Origin of the sequence: Mammaliicoccus sp. G-M28 (assembly GCF_022386595.1) — a bacterium.
Lineage (GTDB): Bacteria > Bacillota > Bacilli > Staphylococcales > Staphylococcaceae > Mammaliicoccus > Mammaliicoccus fleurettii.
In genome coordinates, this window is record NZ_JAJNIF010000002.1 from 41,775 (window position 1) to 61,921 (window position 20,147).

Annotated in this window: 17 protein-coding genes; 7 read left to right on the forward strand and 10 right to left on the reverse strand. The window is 29.9% G+C overall.

What is annotated here, in order from left to right; translation table 11 throughout:
- Nucleotides 1-8: 8 nt before the first annotated feature.
- Nucleotides 9-1,175: a glycosyltransferase gene (locus LQ609_RS02065; protein WP_239734263.1), complete on the reverse strand. Its 1,167-nt coding sequence runs from the start codon at nt 1,173-1,175 to the stop codon at nt 9-11.
- Between the two features lie 14 nt (nt 1,176-1,189).
- On the reverse strand, nt 1,190-2,863 hold the full coding sequence (locus LQ609_RS02070; RefSeq protein WP_239734264.1) for a CDP-glycerol glycerophosphotransferase family protein: 1,674 nt from the start codon (nt 2,861-2,863) through the stop codon (nt 1,190-1,192).
- Nucleotides 2,864-3,201: 338 nt separating this feature from the next.
- On the opposite strand from LQ609_RS02070, the gene tagD reads away from it, so the two are divergent.
- Together tagD and LQ609_RS02080 are read left to right on the forward strand one after the other, a co-directional pair.
- Complete coding sequence (gene tagD / locus LQ609_RS02075) at nt 3,202-3,594, forward strand: glycerol-3-phosphate cytidylyltransferase (protein ID WP_078356743.1); 393 nt, start codon at nt 3,202-3,204, stop codon at nt 3,592-3,594.
- A 125-nt stretch (nt 3,595-3,719) separates the two neighbouring features.
- Nucleotides 3,720-4,826: a serine hydrolase domain-containing protein gene (locus LQ609_RS02080; protein WP_239734265.1), complete on the forward strand. Its 1,107-nt coding sequence runs from the start codon at nt 3,720-3,722 to the stop codon at nt 4,824-4,826.
- 80 nt (nt 4,827-4,906) lie between these two features.
- On the opposite strand, the gene LQ609_RS02085 is transcribed toward LQ609_RS02080, so the two are convergent.
- The 3 genes from LQ609_RS02085 to LQ609_RS02095 all read right to left on the reverse strand — a co-directional run bounded on the left by LQ609_RS02085 (nt 4,907) and on the right by LQ609_RS02095 (nt 7,907).
- A complete protein-coding gene (locus LQ609_RS02085) occupies nt 4,907-5,959 on the reverse strand; it encodes a glycosyltransferase family 2 protein (protein WP_078356741.1) in 1,053 nt (350 codons plus the stop codon).
- 4 nt (nt 5,960-5,963) lie between these two features.
- Nucleotides 5,964-7,019 (reverse strand): CDP-glycerol glycerophosphotransferase family protein, encoded by a 1,056-nt coding sequence (locus LQ609_RS02090; RefSeq protein WP_158079020.1) that lies wholly within the window; start codon nt 7,017-7,019, stop codon nt 5,964-5,966.
- Between the two features lie 84 nt (nt 7,020-7,103).
- Entirely contained in the window at nt 7,104-7,907 is an 804-nt protein-coding gene (locus tag LQ609_RS02095) for an ABC transporter permease (RefSeq protein WP_078356739.1), read from the reverse strand.
- Nucleotides 7,908-8,114: 207 nt separating this feature from the next.
- Here LQ609_RS02095 and tagH point away from each other — a divergent pair, with 207 nt between their 5' ends.
- Nucleotides 8,115-8,909 (forward strand): teichoic acids export ABC transporter ATP-binding subunit TagH, encoded by a 795-nt coding sequence (tagH, locus tag LQ609_RS02100; RefSeq protein ID WP_078356738.1) that lies wholly within the window; start codon nt 8,115-8,117, stop codon nt 8,907-8,909.
- Between the two features lie 58 nt (nt 8,910-8,967).
- Here the strand turns inward: tagH and LQ609_RS02105 are convergent, their stop codons facing one another.
- The 5 genes from LQ609_RS02105 to LQ609_RS02125 form a co-directional block, all read right to left on the reverse strand.
- On the reverse strand, nt 8,968-9,222 hold the full coding sequence (locus LQ609_RS02105) for a hypothetical protein (protein WP_078356737.1): 255 nt from the start codon (nt 9,220-9,222) through the stop codon (nt 8,968-8,970).
- Between the two features lie 8 nt (nt 9,223-9,230).
- Entirely contained in the window at nt 9,231-9,593 is a 363-nt protein-coding gene (locus LQ609_RS02110; RefSeq protein ID WP_078356736.1) for a hypothetical protein, read from the reverse strand.
- Nucleotides 9,556-10,704 (reverse strand): thiolase family protein, encoded by a 1,149-nt coding sequence (locus LQ609_RS02115; RefSeq protein WP_239734266.1) that lies wholly within the window; start codon nt 10,702-10,704, stop codon nt 9,556-9,558. The genes LQ609_RS02110 and LQ609_RS02115 overlap by 38 nt, the downstream gene beginning before the upstream one ends.
- Nucleotides 10,686-12,059, reverse strand: coding sequence for an AMP-binding protein (locus tag LQ609_RS02120; protein ID WP_239734267.1), 1,374 nt, complete (start codon nt 12,057-12,059; stop codon nt 10,686-10,688). The genes LQ609_RS02115 and LQ609_RS02120 overlap by 19 nt, the downstream gene beginning before the upstream one ends.
- Nucleotides 12,060-12,188: 129 nt before the next feature.
- Nucleotides 12,189-13,037: a WecB/TagA/CpsF family glycosyltransferase gene (locus tag LQ609_RS02125; RefSeq protein WP_088368990.1), complete on the reverse strand. Its 849-nt coding sequence runs from the start codon at nt 13,035-13,037 to the stop codon at nt 12,189-12,191.
- Nucleotides 13,038-13,234: 197 nt separating this feature from the next.
- Here LQ609_RS02125 and LQ609_RS02130 point away from each other — a divergent pair, with 197 nt between their 5' ends.
- The 4 genes from LQ609_RS02130 to LQ609_RS12680 all read left to right on the forward strand — a co-directional run bounded on the left by LQ609_RS02130 (nt 13,235) and on the right by LQ609_RS12680 (nt 20,088).
- The gene (locus tag LQ609_RS02130) at nt 13,235-14,530 is read left to right on the forward strand and encodes an LCP family protein (RefSeq protein ID WP_078356733.1); all 1,296 of its coding nucleotides are present in this window, start codon (nt 13,235-13,237) and stop codon (nt 14,528-14,530) included.
- Nucleotides 14,531-14,548: 18 nt separating this feature from the next.
- Entirely contained in the window at nt 14,549-15,025 is a 477-nt protein-coding gene (locus tag LQ609_RS02135; RefSeq protein WP_078356886.1) for a DUF2538 family protein, read from the forward strand.
- Nucleotides 15,026-15,151: 126 nt separating this feature from the next.
- Complete coding sequence (locus tag LQ609_RS02140; protein ID WP_078356732.1) at nt 15,152-15,577, forward strand: GNAT family N-acetyltransferase; 426 nt, start codon at nt 15,152-15,154, stop codon at nt 15,575-15,577.
- Nucleotides 15,578-15,693: 116 nt separating this feature from the next.
- Entirely contained in the window at nt 15,694-20,088 is a 4,395-nt protein-coding gene (locus tag LQ609_RS12680; RefSeq protein WP_275584132.1) for a GW dipeptide domain-containing protein, read from the forward strand.
- Nucleotides 20,089-20,147: the final 59 nt, after the last annotated feature.

Consider the following 20,147-nt stretch of genomic DNA (forward strand, 5'->3'; position numbering starts at 1 on the left):
GGATTCTACTATTTCATATGCAGATTTATGTTTTTAATAAATTGATGATATATTGTGTCACCTTCAAAATGGGCACTTCTTTGTTCACCATAACTTATAATATTCTGTATTTCATCACTATTATAGTTTTCAATAATATATGCCAATTGATTGCCATAACGCTTTATATCTTGCTGTTCTATTAGATAACCGTTAACTTTATTATCTATTAAAAATTCTGGTCCATAGCAACCTTTATAACTCACCACAATATTACTTTGATACATCGCTTCTAAAATGACTAATCCAAATCCTTCAACTCTAGATGGAACTGCGGTAATTTTACTAGATGCTAAAATTTTAGATAGTTGATTTGTAGTTGGTTTCAATTGAACGATATCACTTATACCATATTGTTGTATCATTTTTTTATAATGTTCTTTTTCTTGGCCATCACCGTATATTTCAAATTGATAGTCGTATTTCCTCATAGTTTCTTGTATATGGTTAATACTTTCAATCAGTAAATCAAAACCTTTTTCTTGTTCAAAACGACCAGCAGCAGTAATAACATTTTGCTTTGCAATATCATATTTAGTTTCTTTAAGAATATTAGGTACTATTATAACCTTGGTTTCTGACAGTCCTTGCTGATAATCCATTTTATCTTCATTCGTCAAGGTTGTTACCAAATCTAGCTTATTATAAGATTCAAGAATGCTTTTTTGATATTGTTCATTATGCGCATGTAAATACATATGTTCCATACCTATTTTTAAGACATCACTTGGACCATAATCTGCAACAAGTATATTATAGCTTGCGCGTGTACCTACAATTATATCTGTATGAACATTTTTAATTTCTCGAATAATTTGTTTCTCTATATAACTTGAAAACTGATGTAACCCTGGCTCAGACGGATGTATTATTTTCGGTTTAAGTAAAGGTGTGAATTTATTCAATCTATTCATAAATATATTAGTTAAACCTTTAACTGTTTTGTTATACTCTATAATTGGTTTGATTTCAATTTTTTCATGCAAATCAAAATAAGGTTTTTGATTTGCTTTGAAAACTGAAATAATTTTTACTTTATGTCCTTTTTCACTTAAAATATTTGCCAAATTAGAAATTGATTTAGTTGTACCACCCATATGATATATATTGTGAACTAAAAATGTAAAAGATTTCATAATAATCACCTATTTCAGATCATGGACTCATCTATCAAACTTGTGATAGTTTCGCATGATTCATTATTTTTATTAATAAATTTTTCGTTAATGTCGTAATATTCTCCACTCAATATTGCTTTAAATAAAGCCTCTTTTTCAAAGTATTGATTCTCGTTTACTAATTCATAAATATGTTTATATAAACCTCTATTGTAGTCATAAACTTTATAGTCTGGTGTATATAAGTATACCTTTTTATCAATCGTTAACGCATCAAATATAATAGATGAATAATCGCTAATTATAATATCGGATACTAATATAAGTTGTTGCGTTTCAAATTGAGCTGTATCAATATAATTCTTATGTTTATTAGAATGATCTTCTTCATGATATTTATAGATGATATTATATTTCGACTTTATTTCTTCAGGAAATTCAAGTAAAAATTCTTCATCATTATTATCTCTCCATGTTGGCGTATATAGAATCGTTTTTTTCTCTTTATTTAAATTTAAAAGGTGTTTAATACTTTCGATTTCATTCATATCCCTTTTATATTCCAATAAATATTGATTCCTAGGATAACCACAAGATACTATCTTTGTGTCTTGCATAGGAAATGCAGATTCAAATACATAGTTAATCGATTCAACATCAGTAATAAAATAATCTTGCTTAATTAATTTATTATACTTACGTGCTCTATAATTAAAAATATCAATATTTTGTTTAGGTTCTTTACTATCTAAAAATAACCGTTTTAATGGTGTACCATGCCATAATTGGATAATCGTTCCATTAGGTTTTATATTGTCTGGTAAATAACTCTCCAGTATCACGACACTAGCTCTTTCTATCATTTCATTTGTTTCAATATGACTAGGTGAAATAAAATGATCACCTTTTTTATCATCGGTAACAAAATATACCGTGTATTTCGAATATTGTTCTGTTAAATACTCAAACAAATACTTTGAATTACCTCTATATCCAAAATCAAAACCTAAAAATACAATATAAGGCTTTAATTTTGTTTTATCCTTTTCATAAATGTTTATAGATTCCAACTGTTTTTGTACAGCTTTTTTATTTAAATTTTGATAGGTGCTTTTTGGTAATTTAAACTTTGTTTTCAGCATTATCTTGTCAATCGTTCTAGCATTATACGGTAAGCTGACTTCTTTCATTTCAAACACACTGTTCATAGAACTAAGCAGCGCTAATTTATTTATATAAAATTTCGACTCTGAATCAAGATTTTGCTCTTTCAAAGCTTTTATTCCATGTATACTTGGTTGGTTTTGATCATAAAAATCAAATACAACATGAGAATCTATTTTAATTTCATCTAAATGAATTAAAGCATTTAAAGTAATATCAAAAATATTTTCCCATTCAAAGTTAGTGATTAACCATTTTAAATCTTCTTTTTCAAAAATAATATTTGGTTGAAGCGTTACATTATTAAACCAATCAGATATTGTTATAAATGCTTTTCCCATATATCTACTATCGTTTGTATAATATCCGTTATTTGTATAATCGACTATATAAGAATTGTCATCTAGCTCTGTATTTTTTACAATATCTTCTCTAACTTGAGTATATTTATCTTTTAAAATAATATGACTTACTTCCCGACAATGCGTATTTATGAAGTTCTCTAAGTTCGGTTGCTCATGAATATCTATAATTTTAATCATTTTACACCTCTAATAATATTAAATTAATACAATAAATTGACTTCATTGTCTGTACACGTAAGATTTATGAGTAATTTCATTGTTATAATTATAACATTTCTGCAAAGTTTTCATTTTGGTAAAGGGTCATCCCATTTTACTCAAACTCAACATATTCTAGTATAATATACTAATAAGTAATAAATATACATTATAACCATTTTCAGAATTGTAAAATGGTTATTTTGATGAAATAATAACCTAAAATACCTTAATATAAAATTTACAAAGTAGACAAATAGTTTACATTGGTATACATATATATTAAGCTTGATATATAAAATAATGAGGTGAAAAAAATGCAAAGAGTAATTACTTATGGAACATATGATTTACTACATTATGGCCATATTGAACTTTTAAGAAGAGCTAAACAATATGGGGACTATCTAATTGTTGCATTATCGACTGATGAATTTAATAAACTTAAAAACAAAAAATCATACTATAATTATGAACAAAGAAAAATGATGCTTGAGTCAATAAGATATGTAGACCTTGTAATTCCCGAGAATAATTGGGAACAAAAAACAGATGACGTTAAAAACTATAACGTAGATACATTCTTAATGGGTCATGATTGGGAAGGTGAATTTGACTTCTTAAAAGATGAATGTGAAGTCATATACCTTAAAAGAACTGAAGGTATTTCAACAACTCAAATTAAAAAAGAATTATATGGTACCGAATAGAACACTTAATTGTGTTCTTTTTTTATGGTTATAAATGTTAAAATTTAGTAATTATGGTAATATAATGTTAAAAACATTAGGAGAGATACATGAAAAATTTATACAAATTTTCCCTATGTATTATTGTGGGATTAATCATTATACTGTTTATTAACCAATTTAAAGATTTTAATAAAAAAAAGGATGCTTTTACATCAGAGACAACATCCTCTCATCAAAGTAAAAATCATAAAAATATTGCTAACTCTGATAAGGAAACTTTCATTGAATTTAAAGACGTTAATGATTATTTGACTACATCAAATTTCAATGGAAATATCACAATATATAAAGATAATAAACTCGTGATGAGTGATGCATATGGTTATAGAGATTTTGAAAATAGTATAAAAAATGATTCTAAGTCTATGTACTTAATCGGGTCCGCCAATAAATTCATAACCGGATTAATGTTACGCCAGTTAGAAGAAAAAGGCACAATCAATATAAACGATAATGTGAACAAATATATACCAAACTTCCAAAATAAATATCCCATTAGTATTAAAGATTTAATGTTGCATCGAAGTGGATTAGCCAAAATAAATTTAAATCCTAATATGCATAACTTAGACGGAGCTATAGCAAGTATTAAATCACAAGGTGTATTACCTGCACAGTATCATCAATTTAACTATAATGATGCAAACTATATAACCCTAGCTAAAATCATTGAAGTCGCAACTAATAAAACATTTGAAGAAAATCTCAATGAACTAATACTTAACAAAGCCCATTTAAAATATACATCACGTTATGATTCAGTTGAACATAAGAAATATATGGCTAAAGGATATAAATCTATCCATAACCAAAATATTTACGTACCACCTATGAACTTAGATAAGTATGATGGTGCAGGTAATATTTATATTTCTACAGATGATATGGCTAAACTCGTAAAGAAATTTAAATCTGATAGTATCCTATCTCATTCATCTACAGTAAACTTACTTTCAACAGGAGATTTAAATTTATACCCAGGTACTTATAGATACGGCTTTTATAACTATTTAAACTATCAAAGATATAGAGGTATTTTTTATAAAAATGATATCGTTACATATTCTAATGATCGCTATATCGTATCTATAGCAAGCAATAAATTACCAGAACCATACAATCAAGAAACTGAGAAGATGGCACAACATATATTCACTAATATACTGGGACAACAATTGAAACAAAAATAGGTGAATTAACATAGATATTTATTTTATTTAAAAAAGAGAGTAGCTCAGACAAATTAATTGTTCGAGCCACCCTCTTTTTTCTAATGAGATATTTTCTTACTTTTATTTTTTATACTTCTTAAATTCATTTTTGTTTTGAGTTTTAAAAGTTTCATTTGATAATTTCTATATGTCTTTTTATTAAACTCTAATTTCAATTCTTTAGATACTTCTACATACTTTTCATATTGTGCACCTGAAGAGATTGTTAATATAAGCTCTTTCAATTCTTTCACACTATCTGTCTCAATCTTTTCTATGCCTTTTAAATATTTGGTAGCTGGGTTTATTAAATCATCTAAATTTTCTACCTTCATAAAATTGTTACGGATTAAGAAATAAATGATTAAATAGTCCATTCTATAACTGTAATAATTACTTACTTTTTCTTTTAGTTCATCTAAAATAACTAAGGATCTTTTTCTTACTTCTGTAGCATCATTTAAATACTTTTCAATATGTTTATAACTAGATGCTACAATAGAATCTTCAATTCCAATATTATATAAATATGCTAGATCATCTATTATTGTGATTTTACTGTTCGACCAAGCTTTTAAGTTAAAAGTGTGTTCTTCACAAAATGTTATATCTTCATCAAACCTTATATCACGTATGATTTCACTCTTATATAGCTTCCCATATGGTCCAATTGACTGAATGATTTCAGGTGTACGATTTAATGTTGTATGCTCGATAGCTTTTAAATCATTGTAAGTTTTAATTGGTCTTATTTCTTCTCCAATTAAATGTGATACTTTACCAACAACAATATCTGTGCCGTTTTCTTTTATAGCTTTAACCATTTTATCGATTATTCCCTCGCCTAACTTATCATCAGCGTCACAGAACATAATGTATTTACCTTTAGCAATACTTATACCTTCGTTTCTTGTTGCTGCTGCCCCTTTATTCTCTCTGTTTAATAGAACAATGTTGGGATTGTTTATTTTACTAATAACATCTGCACTATAATCTTTGGAACCATCATTAATACAAATTATTTCATGTTCATAGTTACTTTTAATAGAGCGAATCGTTTCTTCTATTGTTTTTTCAGCGTTATAAATTGGTATAATGACACTTACTTCCATAGGTTTAGACTCCTTTTTTTATAAAATCAATTAGTTTTTTCGTCGCATCAAAATGAGTATATTGATGCCACATTGGCTTAATTGCTTCATTAACTTTACATCGATTAACTAGTTTATAAAGCATTTCTAAATTATATGCTTTATTTTCTTTAGTCATTTCATAATAATATTTATTTAACCCTCTCATCTCATCATATTTTTCTTCATCATAGCAATAAAATATTATAGGTTTGTTTAGCAATGAAGCTTCTATACTTAGAGAACTATAATCTGTAATAATAACATCTGCTATTTCAACCAATTCTTGAATATTTCTTTCGTCTGAATCATAACTTGTAATGCTCGGGTGTAACTTAGTTATGAGTTCATAATCAGGACACATTTTTTCAAATACTTCTTTATCAATTGTTTGTATCTCATTCGTATAATCTCTATATGTTGGAACATATAGAGCGATTTTTTTTGAATGATCATTATATGTATGTTTATTTTTATATTGATCTAATCTCGGTAATCCAAACGGTAACATTTGTTCTTCTTTAGCATCTAAACTATTTATAAAAACATCTTTCATTATATCTGAACTAACAAGATAGTAATCTGTAAAATGATAAACAGATAAATAATTTTTTATAAGCTGTTTATTGCTTTTGTTTATACTATTATCTTCAAGTCCAAAGTTCTTCAATGCACCTGCAGCATGCCAAGTTTGAATGACAGATTGTTCTCTTGATTTACTAATACTGCCAAGTAATAAATAATATGTATCAATAATAATTGTTTTACTTTTTTTAATTGCTTTAAGTTGCTGGACTACATATTTATTTTTTAAATTTATCACTTTATCAACTTCTAAACTGTTAGCAAATTCAAGCCATTTTGGGTGTGCAATGATTGTGATACAGTAGCCTTCTCTTTTAAGTTCTTCAATAATTGGTAATACATCTTCTTTAAAAGTCATAAATACAACAACATTTCGACTTTTTATATTGTGTTTGAAAAATTTATTAAATATGAATAATAAAGAAAGATAAACTTGTTTAATCACATTTCTAATCACTTTGACACTTCCTAACATGAATTAAGTTCTTTTTATAAAACAAGGATTACTCATACGAGCAATCCTTTTTTATTGATTATTATTTTAAATAAAGTCAGCAAATCTTTGTCTAAATTTAACATGTAATATAGAACCGACAACAAAGAATAATGCTGTTACGCATATATTATACAGCGCCAATTGCCAATGGTCGATTATGTACCAATTATCATAAAGGATTGCCGCTCTATATCCTTCCGCAAAGAAAAATACAGGGTTTAATTTCATGATCAATTCTATAATAGAACCTTTTTCTGGTATCCATAAAATCGGAGACATATAAAACAACATTCTTAGAATAGCTTGCATAGCCATTTGAGTATCACGTATAAGCACACCTAATGTTGATGTAAACATTGATACTGAGAATGCAAATGCATATACTAAAGGCATATATATAAACAATTGTAAAATATAAATCGATGGTAAGATACCTGTTGGAATACAAATTAAAACAATAGCTAAAACTAGAATAAGATGACTATAAAATTTACTTGTTAAAATATAAGCAGGTATGGCAGATAATGGAAAGTTCATTTTCGCTACTTGATTAAATTTAGTTGATATAGATTTAGTACCTTCTAATACACCTTGGTTTACGAAGAACCACATACTTATACCGACTAATAAATATAAAATAAATGGCACACCATCAATTGGTGCATTTTGTCGTATCCCAAATCCAAACGCAAACCAATAAACAAAGATTTGAAGCATAGGATTTATAATTTCCCAAGCTAAACCAAGATAGTTGTCATGATTTGAAATTTTTAATTGGAACATCGCTAATCTTTGTATTAGATAAAAGTTTTTAACATGCTCTTTTATCACAGTAAATACAGCATTCATGAATATCACTCTCTCGCTTAGACATTTATTACTTAATCAATAATATAGCATCAATTACTAATAGATGATATATTTATCTTTAGGTTAATCATATAATTACAGAACATATATAATTTACATGATTCCAACAAAATTTACAATAAATTTACTAAACTCTTAAAATAATGCATAATAGAATTGTTAATAATTATAAGGAATGAAGTACATATGAAAGAATCAGTTATCATTAATAATCTAACAAAAGAATATAAAATTTTTAGAAGTAATAAAGAGAGATTGAAAGATGTGTTCTTACCAAAACATCAAACTAAAAGATTTTTTGCACTACAGGATATTACTTTCACTGCTTATGAAGGAGATATTATAGGTTTAGTAGGCATTAATGGTTCTGGTAAATCAACATTGAGTAATATCATAGGTGGCTCTTTACAACCCACTGGTGGTGATATTGAACGTCATGGTGATGTGAATGTTATAGCAATTAATTCAGGCTTAAACACGCAATTAAATGGTGTAGATAATATCGAATATAAAATGCTCTTACTTGGCTTTACTAAGAAACAAATTAAAGAACTAACTCCTGAAATTATTGAATTCTCAGAGTTAGGCGAATTTATCTATCAACCAGTTAAAAAATATTCAAGTGGTATGAAATCTAAATTAGGTTTTGCGATTAATGTTACAGTTAATCCTGACATTTTAGTTATAGATGAAGCCTTGTCTGTTGGTGATCAAACTTTCACTAAAAAAAGTTTAGATAAAATGAATGAATTTAAAGAAGCAGGAAAGACAATTTTCTTCGTTAGTCATAATATTGGACAAGTTAAAGATTTTTGTACAAAAATCGCTTGGATTGAAGGCGGGAAGTTAAAAGAATTTGGCTCTAATGAAGAAGTATTACCTAAATATCAATCATTCTTAAAAGAGTTCAACAAGAAATCTGCTAAAGACAAAAAAGCTTTTAAAGATGAATTAGATTCTACTCGTTTTTATATTAAGTAATTAAATATAATATCCAAAGTAAAAATAGGCTGAGACAAATTTATGTCTCAGCCTATTTTTATTCTATTTTACTCACCACTATCTTTACTGTTCCATCTTCATTCATACATACTATCTTATCTTTAATTATTTCTTTTATTAAAGGTTCATTTATCTTAATTGGATTTTTATATTGAATTTTATATTTATACCAGACCACGTCATTTAGTAGCCATTCGCAAACTAACTGTCCAGGAACAATTTCATCATGTATAGGATTAGCGTCATTGATAAGTTTTAAGTAAGCTTGAACTGTTTCTAAGTCATATTTCATATTGTTCCTCACTTCTCTATAAATGTTTGATTGATTGTTACATATGTTTCTTCTTCTTTTTTTATCTTTAAGCTAAATTGATAGATTGTATAAGATTTTACATGAGTTCTTTTTTCTTTAGTTAAGACCGCTTCATACCATGTATCTACAATTAAGTCTTTATACTTATTAATACTCGTTTCTCTTAAGTATATTTCTGTTTCCAAAAATTGCTCAAACATTTGAAATTTTGGCCAAATACTCGCTAAGTACAATACTGGTACGGTCTCTTTACGGTCATTATTTTGTATAAGTAATTTATATGCATTTATATCTTCTGTACTAAATACTATATCAATTATTTCTGTTCCATCTTTTGAATAATGCTGCATGTCCCATACCTCCTCCTATTCCCATTGCAGCTATAGAAGTATTGATATGCTTCATATGAAATAATCGTGTTACAAGTTGAGCTCCACTTGCACTATACGGATGTCCGTTGGCTAATGCACCTCCATAAATATTAAATTTATAATCAGGTATATTTAACATTTCTTTAGATGCTAATACTTGAGAACTAAATGCTTCATTAAATTCTATACCATCAATTGCATCTATATCTAAATTTTGTTTCTTTAGTAAAGATTCCATTGCAGGTACTGGACCGATACCTAATACTTTTGGATTTACACCTTTTACAACGCTGTCTACAAATTCTAATCCTTCCTCGTAGCCTAATGAAATTGCTTTTTCTTTACTCATAACTAAAAGTAATACTGCTCCATCATTTTTCATACAACTATTACCAACGGTTACAGTCCCACTCTTAATTAACGGTTTCAATCGAGATAAGGTTTTCAAAGTCAATTTTGGCTTTATACTTTCGTCACGATCAACCCATTCATTTCGCACTTTAATAGGTAATATTTCATGGGATATATGTCCTTTTTCTAATGCAGAAATTGTCTTTTGATGACTATTATATGCAAAATCATCTTGTGCTTCTCTAGTTACTTGGTAAACTTGAGCAACATTTTCTGCCGCTTCAATCATAGATGGGTCTTCTCCATCAGGTGCAAATGAAGCTCTTTCAAAAATATTTGGAACATCGGATTCATAAACTGATTGTGGTCTTTTTATTTTCCAAGGTGCCCTACTCGTACTTTCTACACCACCAGCAATATAAATATCCCCAGCATTTGCTTGTATCATTCGACATGCATATGTAACAGCTTCTATTCCTGATCCGCACTGTCTATCTATAGTTACACCTGGTATATGTTGTGGCAATTTTGCTTCTAGCAATGATTTTCTAGAGATATTCCCTCCATTACCTACAACATTACCTAAGACAACTTCTGATACATCTTCAATCGCTTTACTATGTTCGTTTAATAAATATTCATATAAAGGCTTCAATAATATTTCAGGTTCTAAATGTTTAAATACACCACCATATTTACCAAAAGGTGTCCTTTTCGCAGCTACAATAACTGGTTCCATTCTTCTCCTCCTATGTCGTATAATATTTTCATCTTATTTCTAGCTATCTTTCCACTAGATGTATATATCATTTTGTTAACTTTTATTAATTTAGATGGTATTTCATATCGACTAAAGCCACATTCTAATAACAATTCTTTAACTTTCAAATAAGATATTTTTTCTTGTCCTATATATATTAAAACAGCTATTTCTCCAAACTTATTATGTTTTTCACTAATAATAATTGCTTCATCGATTTCTTTTGAGTTTAAGAGGTTTTGCTCTATACTTTCAGGATAAATATTTTTCCCACCAATAATTAGCCGATCACTTTCCCTTCCATATAAAAACAATTCATTTTGTTCTGAAATGGATGCCCAATCACCAATTTTAATCCATTCTTCAAATTTCTCATCATTTAAATAACCACTAAAAGTCATGTCACTTTTTACATACAAGATACCAACATTGTCTTTATCTTGGTTTGTAAATTTAACTTTAACACTCGGAAACAACTTACCTACTGATTCAATAGATGCATTCCCATTAATATTATAGCTAATAAAACTAGCTTCTGAGCTGCCAAAAAATTCAATGACATCTATTTGTGGATATTCTTTTTTGAAAGTTTGAAATATCGTATTGGATAATTTGGCTCCCGATGAAAAGACACTATTAACCTTCTCTAAGTTAACTTTATAATTAAGTAAACTGTGTAACATCGTTGGCACAATAAACATCGTTTTTTGCTCTTTAATTTTATTCATTACTTTTTCTAAAGATTGTGCATTAAATTTACATTGACCAATGAACCCTCTACCGGTACATAAAGCATAAACCATCGCATATAATGACAATGAATGGGCATGAGGGCCAGGAGCTACTATAACTTGAGTATTGTCTTGCATTAACTTCTCATTGTATTTAAATGACTTAACCCACGAATCATTATTGCGCATGTATGCTTTAGGAGTACCAGTTGTACCTGAAGTAAATCCAATATGCAAAGTGTCGTTTGATATGTTGTTATGATTAGAATGATTGAAATAACTTATTGTATTAGAATCTGCTATGAATACATCAATATAATATATATCTATCAAATGTTTTATTTTTTCATCTGTTAAATTTACATCAAATACACATGGAATTTGATTATTCATCAAAGTAGCAATATACCATTTCATAAATTGAATTGGATGCTTTATTGCAATACCTACCATTATATTTTCAGGATATTGCTTTAACTTTCCAGCTAAAATTTCTGATTCATTCCATAATTCACGAAATGATATCGATTGGTTTTCTATGTAAATTGCTTTGACTTGTTGTTTTAAATAAACTTGTTCTTTAATTAGATCCAAAATTTTCATAAACTGAACACCTTCTCGCATTGTTAACTATATTATATCATTCAGTTAACAATATTGATTAATAAAAAGCAAAAAAACAACTTGTCATGATAAGCATCAGCTCACAACAACAAGTTGTTCTATTAAAATTTATTTATATTTCATATATTCATATTTATTCTTTTTAGGTGTACTTGATTTTTGAAATTGTACTTCTTTTAAGAACAATGGAATCTTAAGAGCACGGTTCACACGTTTTAAGTCAGTTATAATTCTATATAACCATTCTAAATTGAGTTTAATAAACATGTTAGGTGCACGTTTGACATTACCACTTATAACATCGAATGACCCACCTACACCCATCATTACTGTATGTTTAAAATGATGACGATTGTAGTATATCCAATCTTCTTGTTTAGGAAAGCCCATTGCTGCAAAAATAAAATCAGGTTCGAATTTCTTAATTTTCTTAGTAACTTTATAATCAAGTACATGTTTATATCCATGCTTATGATCAAAGGTTATATTAGGATATTGTTCTTCTAAAATTTTTCTAGTAGCTTTAACGCCTTCTTTAGAAGATCCCAGTAAGAACACTCTCTTGCTGCTAGCATTCGCGATATTTAACATTTCTTCCATTAACTCGATACCTGGAATACGTTCTTTCAAAGGTGTATTCAAATATTTAGCTGCTTTAACAATACCGATACCATCTGGTACAATGTAATCCGCATGTTTAATTCGTCTTTGGTAATGGTTATTGTTATAAGCGTAATGAGCAATTTCTGGATTCGCAGTAACAACAAATAAATTATCATTTGTTTCTTGGTTAACAAAATATTTAATTCGTTCGACCATCTCGTACTTTGTAAGGTTTGCAAATGGCAAACCAAGTACATTTATTGTTTGTGGTTTAATTACATCAAACGAATTCTCTCTATTTAATTTAATTTGTTCACCAATGCTACTTAAATCTTTTTCTAGTACTTTTGCCATTTGTTTCACCTCACATTCTTCACTATAATTTACACCATTTCTACATAATTTACAACAAATTTACATTCAACACTCGTTAATCGATACACATAATTCATTTAAATTGTTGAATTTTACTTGTATAATCGTATATGATGTATAATATGCAAAAATTTATATTTTAAATCAAATCACGAATAGAAGGGTAAATATATAATATGAATAGATTCGCAAAGATAGGTTTACTTTTGATGTCCATGATTCTTATGATACTACCTGTAGTATTCGGCCTTATGCTTTATCTTGAAACAAAAGGTGCTATAAATGATTCATTTCTAGATTCAAAAAAAAGCAAATCATCTTTAAGAGATAAACCAGTAGACCCAAGCTTAGATCATGTTTCCGTATTATTTTTAGGTGTTGATGATAGCGATTCTAGACGTAAAGGTGGCCAAAAAGCTAGCCAGTCTCGTACAGACGCAATGATTTACACTACATTTAATAGAGACAAAAAGCAAATACGTATGGTAAGTATTCCACGTGATACTTTGAGTTATATACCAGCAGTTAAGTACTATGACAAAATTACACATGCACATGCTATTGATGGTCCAGAAGGTTCAATGGAAAGTGTTGAATCTACATTAAATGTGCCAGTAGACTTTTATGCACGTATTAATATGGAAGCTTTTGTAGAAGTTGTAGACGAGCTTGGTGGTATTGAATATGATGTACCATTCAGTTTAAATGAACCTAATACAGAAGATAAAGGCAGAATTAAAGTTAAAAAAGGAAAACAAAACTTAACTGGTGATGAAGCTCTTGCAGTTGTACGTTCAAGAAAACAAGACTCAGATTTAGAACGTGGTAAACGACAAATGGAAATGATAAAAGCCATTATCAAAAAAGCACAAGAAACAAATTCAATTAATAAACTAGACGATTTAGTTAAAATAGTTGGTAAAAATGCTAAACATAATTTCACATTTGATGATATTCAAAACTTAGCAACTACTTACTCTTCAAGCAAAGTGAAAATTAAAACAGAACAAATAACTGGTACAGATGCTAACTTTAATGGTGTTTATTTCTATAATCCAGATTTAGATAACTTATTAGAACTTTCTAACAAACTGAGAAAAGATTTAAAACTACCTAAAACTAAAAAGACAGAAATGATGAATTATTTAATGACTCAAGCTTATGGTGATCTTATGCCATATATCGAAGTTTCGAAAAAAAGTCTAAAAAGTGGTGAAACTAACACAGACGATTCATCAGAGACAGTTGAACCAGCAGTTAAACCTGATACTGATGAATCAATAGAACAGCCGACAGAGCAACCTACTGAACAGCCTATTGAACAACAGCCTGTAGAGCAGCCACCTACCGAAGAAGTGCCGTCACAAGAAGTGCCACAAGCACCACAAGAAACACCGCAACAAGCTCCTGAACAAACTAATCCAGGAGTAGACCCTAGTGTACAACAGCAACAAGAACCTAATGTTTACTAGGAAAGGAGGTATATTATGATTGAACGTAAAACATATGAAAAGTATGAACAAATCAATACAATGTTTGATGCGTTAGAAAATCAAATCATTCATTCTGGAGATTTATCTAACTTTAGAAAGAACTTATACTATGTTAATCATGAACATCATGAAAATTACGAAGCATTGTTGCTTTATTATAATCAAGCAAACCATGATCCAATTGTAGATGGTGCTTGTTATATTATTGCAATTCCAGAAATATTTAATGCAATTAACATTTTCGATAATCCCCTTCCATTCTCATGGGTATACACTGAAACAGGGTTAACAGAAGAAATGAAATCATTAAGTGTGCACTTACAATATCTCGTTGCCGCAGCATTAGAAACAAGCCAAATTCAAATATTCACACCAAGTGGATACACAATGGGCATTACCAATTGGAGCATCCATCAACTTAGATTGTTTTGGCAATATACAGCGATTGTAAGAAGAGCAGCAATTCAAAATTAAAAATTATAAAAATATAACTCTCCAATCCGAATTTTATTACCAGGATTAGGAGAGTTATTTAATTAATTAGAGTGAAATACATTAATAATGTATAATAAAAACATTCAATTTAATGGAGGTACTATCATGATAAAAATAGTTGAAAATGATATAGAAAAACAAGATGCACTAACAATAAGAAAAACAGTTTTCGTAGAGGAACAAGGTGTGCCATTAGAAGCAGAAATTGATGAATTTGAAGAAATTTCTAAGCACATTATTCTTTATCATGAAGCAGAACCTGCTGCAGTAGGAAGATATAGAACATATCATAACGGTTACGCTAAAGTTGAAAGAGTAGCCGTATTAAAACCATACAGAAAATATGGTTATGGAAAAAAAGTAATGGATTTTATAAATTTAAAAGCTAAAGAAGATGGATTCTTAGGTACTGTCTTAAATGGCCAATCTCATGCAAAAGGTTTTTATGAAAAATTAGGATATATAACAGAAGGCGAAGAGTTTTTAGAAGAAAACATCCCCCACTACCATATGAAACTGACTTTTAGCTAAATTATTATTCATCTCAAATATTAAAGTTACATTACAATTTAGATAATTTTCATACTTTACTGTCAAAAAGCCTTATAATGTTATTAAATAAAATACCTATTCAAAGGAGATTGTTTATGGATAAAAAATTCTATTACAAAACCCCTGCACTTGTAGCAATGACTTTAGCAGGTACGACACTCGTTTCTCATCAGGTGAATGCAGAAGAAACATCAAACAAAGATAACAAAAACATCATTGAGCAACATAACAATGCTAGTCAAATTCAAGATGAGCAAAAAGAATTAAAAAGCCAATCTTTGAACTTATCAGGTACAAAAACATATAAGGATCCATCTATAATAGATGAGCCGAAAGTAACTGAAGATACTTCTAAAGATACTTCTGATGTTGTGAACACAGATAACACTGCTTCTCAAGATGTTACAAATCAAGATAGTACTGAAGCTGTGCAAGATACAGAAGATAATACTTCTGAAGATACTTCTGACGTTGTGAATTCTGATAACACTGCTTCTCAAGATGTTACAAATCAAGATAGTACTGAAGCTGTGCAAGATACTGAAGATAACACTTCTGAAGATACTACAGATGTTGTAGATTCTGATAATACTGCTTCTCAAGATGTTACAAATCAAGATAGTACTGAAGCTGTGCAAGATACAGTGGATAACACTTCTAAAGATACTACAGACGTTGTGAACTCTGATAACTCTGCTTCTCAAGATGTTGAAGATCAAGATAGCTCTGAAGTTGCTCAAGATACTGAAGATAACACTGCTGAAGATGCTTCTGACGTTGTAGATTCTGATAATACTGCTTCTCAAGATTTTGAAGATCAAGATAGCTCTGAAGTTGCTCAAGATACAGAAGATAGTACTTCTGAAGATACTACAGATGATGTGAACTCTGATAACACTGCTTCTCAAGATGTTACAAATCAAGATAGTACTGAAGCTGTTCAAGATACAGTAGAGAACACTTCTGAAGATACTTCTGACGTTGTAGATTCTGATGAATCTACTTCTCAAGATGTTGAAGAACAAGATAGCTCTGAAGTTGCTCAAGATACAGAAGATAGTACTTCTGAAGATACTTCTGACGTTGTTGACTCTGATGAATCTGCTTCTCAAGATGTTGAAGAACAAGATAGCTCTGAAGTTGCTCAAGATACAGAAGATAACACTTCTGAAGATACTTCTGACGTTGTAGACTCTGGTGAAACTACTTCTCAAGATGTTGATGATCAAGATAGTACTGAAGCTGTTCAAGATACAGAAGATAGTACTTCTGAAGATACTTCTGACGTTGTTGACTCTGATGAATCTGCTTCTCAAGGTGTTGAAGATCAAGATGGTTCTGAAGTTGCTCAAGATACAGAAGACAATACTTCTGAAGATACTACAGATGTTGTAGATTCTGACGAAACTTCTTCTCAAGATGTTGATGATCAAGATAGCTCTGAAGTTGCTCAAGATACAGAAGAGAACACTTCTGACGATGAATATAATTTTGATTTTGATGACCAAGATGACACTTCTAACGATATAGAATCAAATAGTATTGATAATAATCAAAATGTTCAACTTGAAAGTGCTAATGTTAAGCCACAAGTTAGAACTTTTGCAGCTAGATCAGCACGCAGTATTCCTACTTCAACATATAGAAGTACTTACAACGCCGCTGTTAGCTCAACGATTAATAATCAAATTAGAAGTAATAATTATGCTGTACCTAATTATGTTGAAGACTTTTCTAGCCATATTCCTAAAATTCCTTATCGTAATGGTGTTGGCAAACCTGAAGGTGTTATTGCTCATGAAACGGCAAATCCTAATTCAACTATTCATGGTGAAATTGCATACATGAAAAATAATTATGAAAATGCATTTGTACATGCTTTCGTTGATGACAATAACATTATTGAAGTTGCTCCAACAGACTATCTTGCTTGGGGTGCTGGTGGTGTTGCTAACCAACGTTTCATACATGTTGAACTTGTTCGTGTTTATGGCGGTGATCGCTTCGCACGTTCTATCAATAATTATGCTGATTATATTGCCACTAATTTAGCTTATTATGGATTACCATTTGATAGTGCTGAATACGATGGTAATGGTACTTTATGGTCACATGATGCTGTATCAAAATATTTAGGTGGTACAAATCATAGTGATCCATACGGCTGGTTTGCTGAAAACAACTATACATTTAATGAACTTGTAGATTTAGTGCATGAGAAGTATCAGTACAAAACAGGTACTCTAACTGCACCAAGTAAACCAATAGTAACTAAACCAAAGCCAACTAAGCCTGTTGTGAAACCAACGCCTAAACCTACTAAACCAGTAGTCACTAAACCTAAACCAACTAAGCCTGTTGTAGGCACAGCTAAAACTGTTGCTGTTAACTATAAAGGTAAAGTGAACATTAATGCATCTGGTGTATATAGTTCTGTATATGACACAACAACAAAACCAGCGACGAACAAAGCTGGTAAAACATTCAATATTGGTAAACAATCAACATTCAATAACCAAGTGTTTTACTTATTACAAGACAATAACGGTACACCATTAGGTTGGGTTAAATCTAGCGACATTCAATTACAGACTGTAACTAAACCAACGCCTAAACCTGTTGTGAAACCAACAACTAAACCTGTTGCGAAGCCTGCAACTAAACCTGTTGCGAAGCCTGCAACTAAACCTGTTGCGAAACCAACAACTAAACCTGTTGCGAAACCAACAACTAAACCTGTTGCGAAACCTGCAACTAAGCCTGTTGCAAAACCTGCAACTAAACCTGTTGCAAGCACAGCTAAAACTGTTGCTGTTAGCTATAAAGGTAAAGTTAATACAAATGCGTCTGGCGTTTACAGTTCTGTTTATGACAAAACAACTAAACCTGCTGTGAATAAAGCTGGTAAAACATTTAATATCGGTAAACAATCAACATATAATAACCAAGTGTTCTACTTATTACAAGATACTAAAGGTACTCCATTAGGTTGGGTTAAATCTAGTGATATTCAATTACAGAATACAACTAAGCCTGTTGTGAAACCTGCAACTAAGCCTGTTGCAAAACCTGCAACTAAGCCTGTTGCAAAACCTGCAACTAAACCTGTTGCGAAACCTGCAACTAAGCCTGTTGCGAAACCTGCAACTAGACCTGTTGCGAAGCCTACAACGAAACCTGTTGCGAAGCCTACAACGAAACCTGTTGCGAAAACGGTTAGAGTTAATTATGTTGGTAAGGTTAATAACAATATTTCTGGTGTTTATACTTCTGTTTATGATCAAAAAACAGTACCTGCTATGAATAAAGCTGGTAGAACATTTAAGATTGGTAAACAATCAACATACAATAATCAAACATATTATTTATTACAAGATAACAATGCAATTCCTTTAGGATGGGTTAAAGCTAACGATGTACAATTACAAACTAACAGAGTTCAACCTAATCCAGTAAAACAAGTTACGCCTGCTCAACCTAAAAAGACTAATGCTATTAAATCCAATGTTGTAAACAATCAACCAATGAATTTAAAAGAAAATTATACTAATTATTTAATCTTTGATAATACTGGTTATTTCTATAGTCAACCGAATGTGTCTAAATCTACTTTATTAGGGTCACTACAAAATTATCAATATGCGTACTTTAAAGTTATTTCTTCACAAAAAGTTGGAAATGAACTTTGGTATAAAGGTTTACTTAATGGTAAAACAGTATGGATTAATTCTAAATATTTACAACTAGCAACAGAGGCTACAAATATTTCTACTAGTCCATATACTCTTGATCAAGCTGTTGATATTCAAATGGCGTTAAGAAATGGATCTGAGCCTAAAAAAGTATTACCAAGTGGTATTAGAAATGCTACTAGAGCAGAAGTTAAAGATGCAATGGATACAAGCAAGTATGTGAATGATCCAGTTCAAAAGTATCAATTCTTAGATTTAAATAAATCACAAAATATTTCTCCATCTAAATTAAATGAATTACTTCGAGGTAAAGGCATTTTAGAAAACCAAGGTAATGCATTTAGTCAAGCATCAAAAGCTGTTGGTATTAATGAAATCTATTTAATCTCACATGCACTATTAGAGACTGGTAATGGAACAAGTCAATTAGCAAATGGTGGAAATATTGATAAAAATGGAAAAGTTGATTTAAACTCAAAAACTAAATACTATAATATGTTTGGTGTAGGTGCGATCGATAAGAATGCATTATACGGTGGTATCAAATATGCACAACAAGCTGGATGGAACACACCAGAAAAAGCTATATTCGGTGGCGCTCAATTTATAGCAAACAATTATATTAAAGCAGGACAAAATACACTTTATAAAATGAGATTTAATCCACAAAAACCAGGCGTACACCAATATGCAACTGGCGTAGATTTTTCAAAATCTAACGCAAAACGTATTAGTGACTTCTATCAACAAATTCAAACTGATGGTCAATTCTATGATGTTGATCAATATAAATCATAATTCTTAAATGAATACTGAATAAACCAATGTCTTTTAAGGCATTGGTTTGATTTTTTTAT

Excerpts from the sequence above, each read along its gene's own strand:
- LQ609_RS02140 (WP_078356732.1), top strand. The coding sequence starts at position 15,152 with ATGATAAAAATAGTTGAAAATGATATAGAAAAACAAGATGCACTAACA.
- LQ609_RS02105 (WP_078356737.1), bottom strand. The coding sequence starts at position 9,222 with ATGAAATATGACTTAGAAACAGTTCAAGCTTACTTAAAACTTATCAAT.
- LQ609_RS12680 (WP_275584132.1), top strand. The coding sequence starts at position 15,694 with ATGGATAAAAAATTCTATTACAAAACCCCTGCACTTGTAGCAATGACT.
- LQ609_RS02065 (WP_239734263.1), bottom strand. The coding sequence starts at position 1,175 with ATGAAATCTTTTACATTTTTAGTTCACAATATATATCATATGGGTGGT.
- LQ609_RS02115 (WP_239734266.1), bottom strand. The coding sequence starts at position 10,704 with ATGGAACCAGTTATTGTAGCTGCGAAAAGGACACCTTTTGGTAAATAT.
- LQ609_RS02110 (WP_078356736.1), bottom strand. The coding sequence starts at position 9,593 with ATGCAGCATTATTCAAAAGATGGAACAGAAATAATTGATATAGTATTT.
- LQ609_RS02095 (WP_078356739.1), bottom strand. The coding sequence starts at position 7,907 with ATGAATGCTGTATTTACTGTGATAAAAGAGCATGTTAAAAACTTTTAT.
- LQ609_RS02120 (WP_239734267.1), bottom strand. The coding sequence starts at position 12,059 with ATGAAAATTTTGGATCTAATTAAAGAACAAGTTTATTTAAAACAACAA.
- tagD (WP_078356743.1), top strand. The coding sequence starts at position 3,202 with ATGCAAAGAGTAATTACTTATGGAACATATGATTTACTACATTATGGC.
- LQ609_RS02085 (WP_078356741.1), bottom strand. The coding sequence starts at position 5,959 with ATGGAAGTAAGTGTCATTATACCAATTTATAACGCTGAAAAAACAATA.
- LQ609_RS02130 (WP_078356733.1), top strand. The coding sequence starts at position 13,235 with ATGAATAGATTCGCAAAGATAGGTTTACTTTTGATGTCCATGATTCTT.
- LQ609_RS02070 (WP_239734264.1), bottom strand. The coding sequence starts at position 2,863 with ATGATTAAAATTATAGATATTCATGAGCAACCGAACTTAGAGAACTTC.
- LQ609_RS02125 (WP_088368990.1), bottom strand. The coding sequence starts at position 13,037 with ATGGCAAAAGTACTAGAAAAAGATTTAAGTAGCATTGGTGAACAAATT.
- tagH (WP_078356738.1), top strand. The coding sequence starts at position 8,115 with ATGAAAGAATCAGTTATCATTAATAATCTAACAAAAGAATATAAAATT.